The organism is Microbacterium sp. Z11_20, from assembly GCF_057197605.1.
The window spans coordinates 287,595-300,276 of the sequence record NZ_JBXVOQ010000005.1 but is presented as its reverse complement, the minus strand read 5'-3'; the positions used below and the strand labels follow the sequence as shown (position 1 = coordinate 300,276).

Annotated in this window: 11 protein-coding genes; 2 read left to right on the top strand and 9 right to left on the bottom strand. The window is 69.6% G+C overall.

Going from position 1 to position 12,682, the window contains the following annotated elements:
* Positions 1-194 precede the first annotated feature (194 nt).
* On the top strand, positions 195-659 hold the full coding sequence (locus AC2DFQ_RS13830) for a nuclear transport factor 2 family protein (RefSeq protein ID WP_484534293.1): 465 nt from the start codon (positions 195-197) through the stop codon (positions 657-659).
* On the opposite strand, the gene AC2DFQ_RS13825 is transcribed toward AC2DFQ_RS13830, so the two are convergent.
* A complete protein-coding gene (locus tag AC2DFQ_RS13825; RefSeq protein WP_484534292.1) occupies positions 634-1,443 on the bottom strand; it encodes an SDR family oxidoreductase in 810 nt (269 codons plus the stop codon). The genes AC2DFQ_RS13830 and AC2DFQ_RS13825 overlap by 26 nt on opposite strands.
* 148 nt (positions 1,444-1,591) lie before the next feature.
* Here AC2DFQ_RS13825 and AC2DFQ_RS13820 point away from each other — a divergent pair, with 148 nt between their 5' ends.
* Complete coding sequence (locus AC2DFQ_RS13820) at positions 1,592-2,527, top strand: LysR substrate-binding domain-containing protein (RefSeq protein ID WP_484534291.1); 936 nt, start codon at positions 1,592-1,594, stop codon at positions 2,525-2,527.
* Here AC2DFQ_RS13820 and AC2DFQ_RS13815 read toward each other — a convergent pair.
* The 8 genes from AC2DFQ_RS13815 to AC2DFQ_RS13780 all read right to left on the bottom strand — a co-directional run bounded on the left by AC2DFQ_RS13815 (position 2,497) and on the right by AC2DFQ_RS13780 (position 12,583).
* Positions 2,497-2,955 (bottom strand): nuclear transport factor 2 family protein, encoded by a 459-nt coding sequence (locus AC2DFQ_RS13815; RefSeq protein ID WP_484534290.1) that lies wholly within the window; start codon positions 2,953-2,955, stop codon positions 2,497-2,499. The two genes, AC2DFQ_RS13820 and AC2DFQ_RS13815, sit on opposite strands and share 31 nt — an antisense overlap.
* Before the next feature lie 2 nt (positions 2,956-2,957).
* Positions 2,958-4,229 carry an acyl-CoA dehydrogenase family protein gene (locus AC2DFQ_RS13810; protein ID WP_484534289.1) on the bottom strand — a complete coding sequence of 424 codons (1,272 nt, stop codon included), beginning with the start codon at positions 4,227-4,229 and terminating at the stop codon, positions 2,958-2,960.
* A gap of 84 nt (positions 4,230-4,313) precedes the next feature.
* Positions 4,314-5,393, bottom strand: coding sequence for a zinc-binding dehydrogenase (locus tag AC2DFQ_RS13805; RefSeq protein WP_484534288.1), 1,080 nt, complete (start codon positions 5,391-5,393; stop codon positions 4,314-4,316).
* Between the two features lie 47 nt (positions 5,394-5,440).
* Complete coding sequence (locus AC2DFQ_RS13800) at positions 5,441-6,988, bottom strand: FAD-binding oxidoreductase (RefSeq protein ID WP_484534287.1); 1,548 nt, start codon at positions 6,986-6,988, stop codon at positions 5,441-5,443.
* A gap of 75 nt (positions 6,989-7,063) precedes the next feature.
* Positions 7,064-8,254 carry a sugar ABC transporter substrate-binding protein gene (locus tag AC2DFQ_RS13795; RefSeq protein ID WP_484534286.1) on the bottom strand — a complete coding sequence of 397 codons (1,191 nt, stop codon included), beginning with the start codon at positions 8,252-8,254 and terminating at the stop codon, positions 7,064-7,066.
* Between the two features lie 98 nt (positions 8,255-8,352).
* Positions 8,353-10,308, bottom strand: a complete 1,956-nt coding sequence (locus AC2DFQ_RS13790; RefSeq protein WP_484534285.1) for a hydantoinase B/oxoprolinase family protein — start codon at positions 10,306-10,308, stop codon at positions 8,353-8,355.
* Positions 10,305-12,341, bottom strand: a complete 2,037-nt coding sequence (locus AC2DFQ_RS13785; protein WP_484534284.1) for a hydantoinase/oxoprolinase family protein — start codon at positions 12,339-12,341, stop codon at positions 10,305-10,307. The genes AC2DFQ_RS13790 and AC2DFQ_RS13785 overlap by 4 nt, the downstream gene beginning before the upstream one ends.
* On the bottom strand, positions 12,338-12,583 hold the full coding sequence (locus tag AC2DFQ_RS13780) for a hypothetical protein (RefSeq protein ID WP_484507924.1): 246 nt from the start codon (positions 12,581-12,583) through the stop codon (positions 12,338-12,340). Before AC2DFQ_RS13780 ends, AC2DFQ_RS13785 begins: the two co-directional genes overlap by 4 nt.
* Positions 12,584-12,682: the final 99 nt, after the last annotated feature.

The window sequence follows — 12,682 nt, the reverse complement described above, 5'->3', positions numbered from 1 at the left end:
TGTCCGACAATGAGCCAAGCATACAGAAAAGTTGCAAGATGTATATCTATATCAGGCAGGCTCACGCCGACTTCCGCTCGCTTCTTGCGGTGATTGCCCGGAAAAGGCGGTTTGACCACCACCCGCGCACGTGCGTACGGTCTGGCGACGGCGGCCCGATGGAGATCGCCGGAGAGTCCCGAGGAGCGCACGCCATGACATCCACCCGCCCGCCCGGCCCCGCCGCAGACGTCCGGTTCGCGATCGACGACCTCTACGTGGACTACCTGTGGGCACTCGACACGCAGGACCTCGAGCGTTATCTGGGCACGTTCTGGGATGACGCCGTTCTCGAGGAGACGCAGCTGGACGGGTCCATCGATGCGCGGCGCGGGGTCGGCTCGATCCGGGAGTTCGCCGCCAGCCATTTCGGGGGATACGCCGGGCACCAGCACCGCGAATCCAACCGGATGTATCTCCCCGACCCGGCGGGGTCACCCGACCGGTGGATCCTGCGCTCGTACTGGTTCACGAGCCACCGCGCGAACGGCGAGGTGTCGTTCCACTCCACCGGCCACTCGAAAGACATCGTGGAGCGGCGCGACGGGGAGTGGCGGTTCGTCTACCGGTGGCTGCAGCGGTGGCCCGGAGCGGTCACGCATCCCCTTTCCGAGCGCTGAGCGCGCCGTCGAACGCCTGCTCGATCGCCCGGTGCCGCGACGTGACGATGTCGCGCCACTCGAAATGGGTGAGCGCATAGAGGCTGTTCGCCTCGATCGCACGGATGGCGACCTCGGCGACCTCGTCGGGGTCCAGCCAGGGCAGGGTCCCACCCTCCTCGACGGTGAGGTCCTTGTCCCGAAGCGCGCCCCGGGAGTCGGCGGGGCGATTGCGGGAGCTCGAGCCCAGCCGGGTGCGCACCGGCCCCGGTGCCAGGAGCGTGACCCCCACGCCGTCGTCGGCGAGCTCGCGTGCCAGTACCTCGGTGTAGGCGGTCAGCGCCGACTTGGTCACGCCGTAACCGCCGGATCCCGTGTCTGCAGCCAGACCGGCCATCGATCCGGTGTTCAGCACGTGCCCCCGTTCGGCGCGGAGATCGGGCAGGAACGCCGCCACGCCGTGGATCGGGCCGAGGAGGTTCACTCCCAGCATCCACGCCCAGTCGGCGTCGGTCATCTCCGCCAACGGCGCGGTCGATGCCACACCGGCGTTGTTCACGAGGATGCCGGCGGTACCGAGATCCCGTCGGACATCCGCCGCCAGAGCGGCCACGCTGCCGGGGTCGCTCACGTCCACGGCATACCCCCTGCCACCGATCTCGCCCGCCACGCGCTCCGCCTGCTCCGCGTCGATGTCGGCCACCGCCACGGCGGCGCCACCCGCGGCGAGGCGATGCGCGATCGACCGCCCGATGCCGGAACCCGCCCCCGTCACGACGGCGACCCTTCCCTGGATACGCGTCATCTGTGCCCTCCTCCGGCGGATCCGCTGTCGAGCCGCCGTCACCACGTCATCACATGCCCGCGGCGAATACCATGCATCAGACCACCGATAAAGCGAGGAAGCACGACGGCTGCGCCGCGATGTGCCCCGCGGACCGACCGGGAGCATCGTGCCCAGCAACATCACGCTCAGACAGCTCGAGTACTTCCTCGCGATCGCCGATTCCCGCTCGATGTCGGAGGCTGCCGCGCTGCTGCACGCCTCACCCTCGGCCGTGGCGGGCGCGCTGACGACGCTGGAGCGCTCCCTCGGCGTGCGGCTGTGCGTGCGGCGCCGGGCGTACGGCGTCTCCCTCACCACGAGCGGCCGTGAGCTGCGTGACCGTGCCCGCGCCCTCGTGGCCGAGGCGGCGCTGCTCGAGCAGGACTTCACCGGCTCTGCGGCTCCCGTCTCCGGCGCCGTGCTGATCGGGGGGTCGGACGAGATGGCACCGACGATCCTGCCGCCCATCATCGATGCTCTCTCCCGGAAGCACCCCGGTCTCGTCCTCACCGCGGAGCTCGGGCTCGAGGAGTCGTTCTGGCCGCGCGTGAGCTCCGGGGAGGTCGACGTGGCCATCGCCCTCGACCATCGGCTGCCAGTCGACCTGGACTTCATCCGACTGCGCCCCATGCCCGTTCAGGTGGTACTTCCCGCCGGTCATCCCCTCGCCGAGCGCGAGCGGGTCGAGCTGGCCGACCTGGTCGATGAGAGCTGGATCATGCTGGATACCGAGCCGGGGGCCACTCACGCGGCATCGATGTTCCACACCGCCGGCCTGTCGCCGAAAGTGGCGTTCCGCTCCCCGAGCTCCGAGCTGGCGCGCTCGCTCGTCGGCCGCGGGCTCGGTTACACCATCCACATCCACCGCCCGTACGGAGACGTCAGCCACGAGGGCCGCGCCCTCGCCGTGCGCCCGCTGGAGACCGGACTCCCCGTCGAGCACGTGGCGCTGGCGTGGTCACGTCGGATGCGGCCGTCTCCGGCCACACGCGCCGTGATCGCCGCGGCCCGCGAGGTGTGGAAGACCGCGGATCAGCAGCAGACGGCGCCCGAGAGCGGGTGAGTCGTCCCGTCGCGCCAGATGGTCACGTGATGGTGCCGGATCACCCAGTTGCCCGCCTCCTCTTCGAGGCGGTCGCAGATCCACCCGCTGGCGGCGAGATCCACCTCGCCCGTCTGCGGCGAGCGCACGCTGGTGGACCAGTACGACCACACGGTGCAGGACCCATCGGCTCCCGGCACGAACAGGCTGTTCGTCACCCGGTGCTGCGAGCCGCCCGCGGACGAGGCGAGACGGGCGCGGAAGTCGGCGACCATCCCGTCTCGTCCTTCGATCCGGTGACGATCGTCGTCCGACTCGACCACGAAGTCGGCGTCCGGGGAGAAGACGCCCGCGAAGCGCTCGACGTCGCCGGTGTCCAGCGCCCAGTTGAGGTCGATGAGAAGATCCTGCACCGCGTGACGGGCCTCCACAGAGAGCGTTCCGGCCATCGTCATCGTCCTTCTGTCCCGGTCGGAACCTTCGGCAGGTCGAAGGCCGACTCCTGCACACCGAGGACGGTGGCACCGATCCCCTGCATCCACGCGCCGTACTGCGCGGCCGCGTGCGTGCGGTACATCTGCACGTCCCGCGAGTAGCGCTCCATCCGGCGACCCGGACGCGCCTCGGAAGACCCCGCCGACTGGACGAGCATCTCGGCCGCCTCAGCCGCCAGTCGCCCGGCCTCCAGACTCAGCCCGTTCAGGCGTGTGTCCATGCCGCGCGTGAGCGGCGCGGTACCTGCGGCGAAGTCTGCCGACCAGCGCTCGATCGTCTCCGCCACCTGGAGGAGCATCGCTTCGGCCGCATCCGCCTTGACCGTGGCTTCGCCGAGGATCCGCTGACTCGCCGGGTCGTGATCGCGGGGGACGAACGGCGGGAGGGGACTCATCCGCGTGCGGGACAGCTCCGTCCACTCGTCGATCGCGGCACGGGCGGTGCCCACCATGACGGCGGCAAGCTCGGCGCCGAGGAACGTCTGCACGCTGCCGATGTACATCGGGTTGCCGTGCACGCCGGCTCCGGTCTCCTCCGGCGGGGTCTGACCCGCCCACGTGGGCGGCACCATCCGGTCGGCGGGAACGAACACGTCGTCGAACGCGACGGAGTTCGACCCGCTCGCCCGCATCCCCAGGACTCGGCCGCCACCCCAATCGTCGAGCAGCCGGAACTGCTCCGCCGGGATGATGGCCTGCAGGGCCTGCGGAGCCACCTCTGCCCCCTCGGATGCCGGGTCCGCCACCCGCACCAGCACGATCGCATGTGTCGAGTACGGGGAGCCGGACTGGTACCGGGAGACACCCGTGAGCCGGTACCCGCCCTCGACGGGGACGGCGACGCCGGCCGGCGCGAGACTGTGGGACGCACGGAAGTAGCCCGCCGCGGTGCCGAAGAGGTCATCCTGGACGCGCTGGCCGAAGAGGGATGCGGCCTGGATGTTGTGCGAGTGCCCGAGGCAATAGCACCACCCGGTGCCCGGGTCTCCGGACGAGATCTCCACGACCGTGCGCAGCCAGGTCTTCAGCGACACCTCATATCCGCCATAACGCCGCGGAGTCAGCAGGTGGTAGAGACCGAGCTCGATCATGCGCTCGTGGACCGCTTCGGTGTAGTGGCCGCGCTCCTCCGCTGCATCCTGCTGATCGCGGATGAGTTCCTTCAGCGATCGCGCCCGCGCGACGACCTCGTCCGCGCTCAGAACCGCTTCGCGTGTCGTCGTCGACATCGTTCTCCTTTTCTGCTGCTTCTCACGTCACCACATCGCGGTCTCGCACCGCCACGTCCGCCACCACGCATTACCCGCGGAACCTCAGTGGGTCGCACGTCCTTGACCGCCGCCGCGCATCGTCAGCACACCGGTCAGGTGGGCGGGGAGGGCGAGCAGGTCGTAGACCTCGGCGGCGTCCTCCAGGCTGCGCTCGGCCGTGAGGATCGACCGGGCATCGAGGATCCCGTCCTCGAGCATCCGCTCCAGCCTCGGCACGAGGGACAATACGTCGCCGCCCCCGCACTGCGCGCCGGTGATGGTGCGCGAGCCGAGGGAGTACTGCAGGTTGTTGAGACTCACCCGGGCGACCTCGCTCTCGAGGCCCGTGGGCACCACGCGTCCGCCGTATCGGGTCATCTCGAACGACTGCTCCATCGCTGCGGTGGTGCCGGCCGCCTCGAGTCCGACGTCCACGCCACGGCCTTCCGTCAGGGCCCGCACGTGCTGCACCACGGCGTCACCGGGGTCGAGCACGTGAGTTGCTCCCATCCCGAGGGCGATGTCGCGGCGCGCGGGATCGGGGTCGATGGCGATGATGGTGCCGGCTCCGGCGGCTCGGGCCGCCTGGATCATCCACAGGCCGACGTGCCCGCATCCGGAGACCGCCACGGATTCTCCGGAGCGCACCTTCGCGACCTCGCTCACGGCACCCGCGCCCGAGGGGATGCCGCAGCCCAGCATCGCGAGGTGGCGCGGGTCGGCACCGCCGCGGATGGGCACCACGTTGGATTCGGGGAAGACCATGCGCTCGGCATGCGTGCCGATCCCGCCGTCGGAGAAGATCTCCTCCCCGTCCGCAGCGGTGCCGATCTCGCGGGTCATGTACTGGAAGATCTCGTCGCACGCCCCCGGTGCGCCATGGGTGCAGAAGAAGCATCGACCGCACTGGCGCGTGCCGGTGACGATCACGGGCTGTCCCGGACGCACCCGCTCCACGTCGCCGCCGACCGCGGACACGACGCCCACGGCAGCGTGCCCGAGGATCGTGGGCGGGCCGGGGGCTGCGTCCGGATCGGCACTCCGGCGATCGATCGTGAGCAGCTCGGTGCGGCATACCGCCGCGGCGATGATCTCGACCAGCACCTCCAGCTCCCCGGGCTCTTGCAGGTCGACGTCGGTCACGCGCGGACGGGATCCGTCGCCCCGGGCGACGAGGGCCCGCGTGCGGATCACGGGCGGGCCGCCGGGCCGCTGCGGGGCCAGATGCCCTGCTTGCCCGGCGCGAGGATGCCGCGAGGGTCCACGGCATCCTTCAGCGTCCGGGTGAACTCCCGCAGCGCGCTGTCGTTCCACGAGAACTGGTCGGCGACGAGGTCCATGAACTCCAGATGCGCGCGGTACTCGCCGTAGCCGTGCTCTGCGAGCATCGGGACGAGTTCGGCGAAGGCCTGCGCCACCTTTCGCGACTCCTCGACGTCGGCGGCGTCGAAGAAGATCATGAGCACGTTGACGGCATGGCGCTCGGTGGCAAGCCATCCGCCGATGTAGTCGAATCCGGCGGCCTCGATGTGCTGGCGCATGATGCGGGAGACCGCGGCCACGTGCGCTCCTGTCAGCGGCGACACGGGGCAGAGCCCGATGTGCGCGCCGGTGGGGCCGTTCGCCCGCCACCGGACTCCGTCGGCCAGGATCATGCCGGGGATGCCGGCGGCGAAGTGATCCAGCGGCGGGATGTCAGCGGCGGGGGTGTCACCCGCGTAGCGGTTCACCACGACGCTGCCGCCGGGAATGTCCTCGATGGCGGCACGCATCCGCGCCAACTTGAGATCGAGCATCGCCGCGGTCCCGTACACGGCGCACTTGATGTTCCAGCGGCCGAGCCCGAGGTCGCCCGCGATTACGTCCACGACGTCGTCGGGGACGATCCCGTCGCCGTCGTACCACCGCTCGCGCGGAGCCATCCCGGCGGCCACCCCGACCGCGTTGGCGGCATTGACGACGCCGTCGATGGTTCCGTCGAGCTTGAGCTCGCGGATGACATCCACGAGCTGCGGAAGCTGCTCCTCGCGCTCGATCGCGAGCCGGCACGCGGCGAACTCCTCCGGGCGCGGCATCAGCCACACGCCCATCTTCGTCACGATTCCGAGGTTGGACTGCAGGAACAGGCCCTCCAGGCCCGGGCCGAAGCCTCCGCGGTACAGCGCCCATGCCTCGGACCCCGGGAGGGCCCCCATACCCGTGCGGATGACCTCGCCGGTCGGCAGCACGACCTCCATGCCGCAGATGAACTGCTGGTGGTCACCGTGCGCCGTGTAGCCGTAGCCGCGCTCCAGGGCGTTGCCCACGACGCTCCCCCACCCGAGGTCGGGAACCGAGGCCCACAGCCGCGAGCCGCGTTCGCGGAGTGCGTCGTAGAGGTCGAAGAACCGCACACCGGGTTCGACGATCGCGTACGCGGTCTCGTCATCGACGTGCAGCACACGGTTCATGCGGGAGAGGTCGACCGTGACGCTGCCGGAGACGCGCGGCGCGGGCCCGCCGTACCCGAAGTTCTTGCCGCGGCCGAACGGCCAGAGCGCGACGCCGAGGTCATTCGCCTCGCGGACGATCGCCTGCACGTCCTCGGTGCTGGCGGGGCGCACCGCCCCCGCCGGCGCGAACTTCCCGGGGTCTCCCAGGGCATAGGTGTCCAGGTAGTCGTCCAGGTCGTCGCCGCGCGAGACGTGCTCGTTTCCGAGCAGCTGCGCCGCGAAGTCCAGGAGCGTTCCTGCTGGCATGTCCGGCATGCTCATGCCTTTCTCACAAATGAGCGAGGGGGCGCCGCGGGATCCGCGACGCCCCCTCGGATCGGGTTACTTGGTCACGCCCCACAGGGTCGTGAATTCCTCTTCCATACCCGGGAAGGCGACAAAGCCCTGCAGGTACTCCTCCGCGTTCGCCGGGGTGATCACGCGCGAGACGGAGCGGCCGACGGCCTCCCAGTCCTCGTACTCGGTGAACACGCCCTGCATCTTGCGGAAGCCTTCATCCAGCAGCATCCACATGAAGATGTTCAGGTCAACGCCGAACCCGGCGGTCTGCAGCCCGTCCGCGATCTGCTGCATGTTCGGCGGCAGCGAAGACTGTCCGATGCCATACGCGTTCTCCAGGCCCGCGAGCCCGGCCTTCTCCGCGAGCCCGACCTGGAACTGGTCGGCGGGCGTGACGAAGAACTGCGTCTCCGGGTGCGTCTGCAGGTCGCTGACGATCTTGTCCGCCGGGCTCGGGTCGGCGATCGAGATGTCGACGACGCGCAGGTTGCAGTCGGGGCAGATCGTCGCGAGTTCTTCCTGGGCCGCCTCGAGCTGGATCTGGGAGAAGCCCAGCTCGGGGATGTTGTAGAAGACGAACTCACTGCCCGTGCCGCATGTGAAGGCGACCGCCGCGTCGGCGAGAACCTTGCCGTTGACCAGGGAGACGTTGTAACCGCCGAGGCTGTCGTTCAGACCGAACTCCTCCGCGTTCGGCTGCGAGGCGTAGACGATGGCGACGTCGTTGTCCATCAGGGCCTGGAGCTGGTCCTGCCAGAAGACGGCGTCGTTGGCGACGGCGATGACGACGTCGGGGTTCATCTCCACGACGGAGTTGAGGGCGGAGTTGATGCTCTGCGCGTCGGTGCCGGTGCTGACGTTGATGAGCTCGACACCCGCACCCGCGGCCGCCTGCTCCATGAACGAGTACATGATTCCGGCGACGGCGGTGTCATTGTTGAGGAACGCGACCGTGGTGTCGGGGCTCACCGGCTCGGGCAGCGGTTCGGTGAAGAGCAGCTCTTCCACCGGCTCGCCGAACGACGCGATGTACTCCTGAGCGGCCTCGAACTCGACGCCGTCCGCGGGGCCGGCGGCACAGTTCCCTTCCTCGTCCATGTAGGTGAGCTCGACGTCGCCGGATCCCTCGGAAACGCCCGGCTCGGTCTCTCCGCCGCCACCCGCGCACCCTGCGAGCGCGACGATGGATAAGACCGTGCCGATTCCCAGAGCGCTCTTGATTCCTCTGCGCATGTGACTGTCTCCCTGACTTCGTTGTCATGGTCCGACCGCATTGTCGGACAGTGGGGCAATCTTACACAGGAGGTTTCAACGGGTATATATAAATTCCATCACGATCGGGTTGCTGCCCGCATGCGCGCCCGGAGGGCGGCCGTGGCCGGCTCGTCGACCGCGACGCCCTCGGGATCCTCGGCCGGGTCTCCCGTCACCACGACGCCGTAGAGGCGCGCAGCACCCTCGATGGTGACGTACTCGTCGCGGACGTCGACGCGCACCCGGTCGGGGTCGCGCTCGAGCGGGTCGCCCCACCCACCGGCGCCATTGGTGATGTAGCGGAGCACCGAGTTCGGGGTGCTGACGTTCGCCGACGAGAACGGGTAGTGATATCGGCCGTCGCGTGATGGCGCGTGCGTGTCCGGGTCCAGCACACCCGCCCACGGCGTGCCGTTGCGGAAGGAGTCGGGCCCGGTGGCCGGAGCGTCGCGCGCCCCGTCGCTCGTCGGCGGATAGATCCACACCCCACCGTTCACCCCGCTGCCGCCGCCGTAGACCCCGAAGCCCGTGACCGACTTGTGCCGCAGTTCGATGATGGAGTGCGCCGCATCGGTCAGCCACAGCGTGTCGCGGAGCATCGCGTTGCCGCCCCGGTGGAACCCCGGCCCCGCGGTGTCGGGGACGGGCTCGTGACGGAGCATCACGACCGGACTGTCCTTCTCCACGGCTTCGACCGACGGGGCCACGCCGTTGGCCAGGTACGACATGCACTGCGTGTCGGCGTCGCCGTGGCGGTTCGCGCCGAACGGTCCGATCTCGCCGCCGCACTGCATGGCCGACACCCACGGGGTGCCGTTCGGCCACGCACCGAACGCCGTGTGCAGGTTCGTGCCGGCGCGGTCACCGGCGATCGCCCGGTCGCCCATCGCCTTCTCCAGCGCCATGAGCGCGGTCGCAAGAATGACCTGGCTCTGCTCGAAGTAGAGGAACACCGCCCCATCCGGCGGCAGCGCCGAGACGACGCTGCCCTCCGGGATAACGATGTCGATGTTGCGGAACAGGCCGGAGTTGAAGCGGCCGCGCGGGTCGAAGTTGTACTTCAGGGCGACCCCGATGGCGGTCTTGACCTCCCACACGGTGGCGTTGATCGACGTGCGCGCCTGGCGGTGCGTGCCCGACAGGTCGACCTCGATGCGGTCGCCGCGCTTGCGGATGGCCACGTGCACGGGGTACGACTCGGTGTCGTCGATGCCATCGCAGTCCACCCCGTGCTCGGCCTCCCAGTCGCCGTCGGGAAGCTCCGCCATCCCCACGGCCATCCGCTCGGCGGCGACGTCGGTCGCGTACCGCATGGCGCCGTGGAACGCCGGCAGTCCGTAGCGGTCGATGGACTCGTTCACGAGCGTCTCGCCGAGCTCCAGGCTCGAGCACACCGTCAGCATGTCGGGGTAGAGCACCTCGGCCATGCGCACGTTGTCGAAGATGACGCTCCAGTTCTCGGGCACGTTGACGCCCTCGCTCACCAGCAGCCGAGGCGACAGGACGAGACCGTTCTCGAAGACGTTCTGTTTGGTCGCGCTGAACCCGCCGGGGACGGTGCCGCCCATGTCGAGCTGGTGCGCATTGAGCGTCACGAACGCGACGATGCGGCCCTCGCGGAACACGGGGCGGGTGAACACGAGGTCGTTGTTGTGGTTACCCGTGCGGTACGGGTCGTTGGCGATGAGCACGTCGCCCGGCCGCAGCCGGCCGACACCGAACTCTCCGACCATGTTCGGCACGGCGTCGATCGTCGTGCCGGCCATCAGCACGATGCCGTTGCTGGCGGCGGGGACCGGATAGTCGAGCTCGGGCGGGCCGGCGATCGTGCACGCGAGGTCGTAGAAGTCGCGCAGCACCGGCGAGAAGGCGCCGGTCAGCAGGCGCGCACTCATGTGCTCCACGAGGTAGTCGAAGCGGTTGCCGAGCACCGTCGCGGTGTAGCGGTCGCAGTCGTAGCGGTCGCGGAACGCCGCGACGTCGAGGTCGCGGAGGAGCGTGCGCCTCTGCGGTGCGGTGTCGATGGTGCTCACGCGGTCCTCCCCGAGGTGATGACGATTTCTCCGCAGCGGCCGATGACAGCCGTCTGGCCCGGCATGAGGAACGTGGTGCTGAGCTCCTCTCGGATGACGGCGGGTCCGGTGACGGTCGCCCCCACCTCGAGAGCTTCGCGTCGGTACCACTCGGCCTGGATGGGCTGCTCGGTGAGGTACTCGAGGGTCACCGTGCCCTCGGGTGTCGCCGGGAACGACTCGCGTGCGGCAGCGGGCGTGTACTCGACCTTCTCGGCCGGCACGACGATCTCCACGCGGTAGGTCACCCCCTCCACGGGGAATCCGTCGAAGCGGTTGCCGTTGCGGGATTCGTACGTGTCGTGGAAGCCGGCGACCACGTCGAGGATCGACTCCGCGCTGATGGGCCCGTCGGGGATGCCCACGAACGGGGTCTCCCAGCTCTGCCCGACCAGGCGCCCGTCGAAGCTCCGGCGCACGGGCAGACCCTCGGCCGCGTCGCCGAGGCGGCCGCGCAGCCGGGCCTCCATCGCGTCGTACACGGCGGCGATCTGATCGGCCGAGTCGGGCGAGAAGACGACGTACGCGCTCTCGGATTCGTGGAACACCTGGTCGGTGGAGAGGAGCCCGAGGGCGGAGAACAGCCCCGGATGCGGCGGAATCACGATTTCGCGGAGCGGAAGGAGGTCCAGCGCCGCGGGCAGCAGCATCCCACCGGCGGCGCCGTACGCCATGAGCGAGAAGTCGCGCACGTCCACGCCGTGGCGGACCGCGACGTTGAGGATCTCCTCGGCCATGTGTGCCACGGCGAGCCGGTAGGCCGTGCTGACGCGCTCGGCGAAGGGGATCGGGGTGTCCAGCGCATCGAAAGCGCGGCGGGCGGCGGCGAAGTCGAGTGTGAGCTCGCCCCCCGCGAACCCGTCGGGGTCGAGGATGCCGATGAGCAACGCGGCGTCCGTCACCGTCGGTTGCGCGCCGCCGCGGCCGTAGCAGGCGGGCCCGGGCTCGGCGCCCGCACTGCCCGGACCGACAAGGATGCCGCCGGCCGACGACACGGTGACCAGGCTTCCCCCGCCCGCGCCGACGCTGGAGACCTCGGTCGACAGCGCGTTGATGATGAGGTCATGCTCGATCTCGAAGGTGTTCTGCACGAACGGCTTGTCGTCGATGATGATCGACACGTCGGTGGACGTGCCGCCGACGTCGGCGCACAGGATGTTCGAGCGGCCGATCGCCCGGCCGAGATGCCCGCTGGAGACCGTGCCCGCTGCCGGGCCGGCGAAGAGGATGCGGAAGGGCCGCTGCAGCGCCTCCTCCCACGGCAGGAGGTTGGCCGCGCAGTCGGCGAAGTTCAGCTGGCCACCGAATCCGAGGCCGGAGAGGTCGTCGTTCAGTCGCGTGGCGTAGTCGCCGAACAGCAGCTTCATGATGACGTCCACCACGGTGGTGGAGGATCGCTCGTACTCCTTGGCGAGCGGCGAGGTGGCCGAGGAGATCGACACCTCGATGTCGTCGCCGAGCACCTCGCGGGTGAGTTCGCGCAGTCGCTGCTCGTGCGCGGGGTTCACGTACGCGTTGATCAGGCAGATCGCGACGCCCTCGACGTGGCATTTCGCGAGGATCTCCAGCTCGTGCCGGGCCTGCGCCTCGTCGAGCTCGAAGAGCACCTCACCCTGCGCGGTCATCCGCTCGCGCACACCACGGCGGAGGTAGCGCGGGATGAGCGGCCGCGCCGCGTCACCGAACGTGCGGCGCCACGACGGGTCGGTCTGCGCATCCAGCGGCCGGTGCACGGAGCCGCGGTCGAGGAGGTCCCGGAAGCCGTCGGTCGTCAGGAGCCCCACCTTCGGCAGGCGGCGCTCGAGCACCGCGTTCAGGCCCATCGTGCTGGCGTGGTTGAACACCGCGCTCCGATCGACCCCCAGTCGCCGGGCGCCTTCGATGACCGATCCGGCCGGGTCGGTACGTCCGCTCGGAACCTTGGTCACCTCCACCCGGCCGTCGCGGATGGACACCACGTCGGTGAAGGTGCCGCCGACGTCGACCCCGATCATCGGGTTCCTCCCGACAGGCCCTCGACGGTCGTCCCCAGCGGCACGAAGCTGCCGAGCGCCGGCGCCTTGGTGCGCTCGACGGAGTGGAGGCAGTCCTGGCACTTCACCGCATCCCACCAGCCGCCCTCGCTCAGCACCCGGTAGCGGCGCAGATCGCCGCTCCCGCACGCGGGGCATTCACCGGCTATGGCGACGCGCTCGACGGAAAGCGTCGCCGTCTGAGGACGGCGGAAAGTGTGCATTCGAATTCTCCCTCGAAGTCGAACGGAGCGCCCGCGCTCGGGATTTCGGCCGGGTGCGCTCACCAAGTGGGATTATCGTACGACAATCAGACATCGACG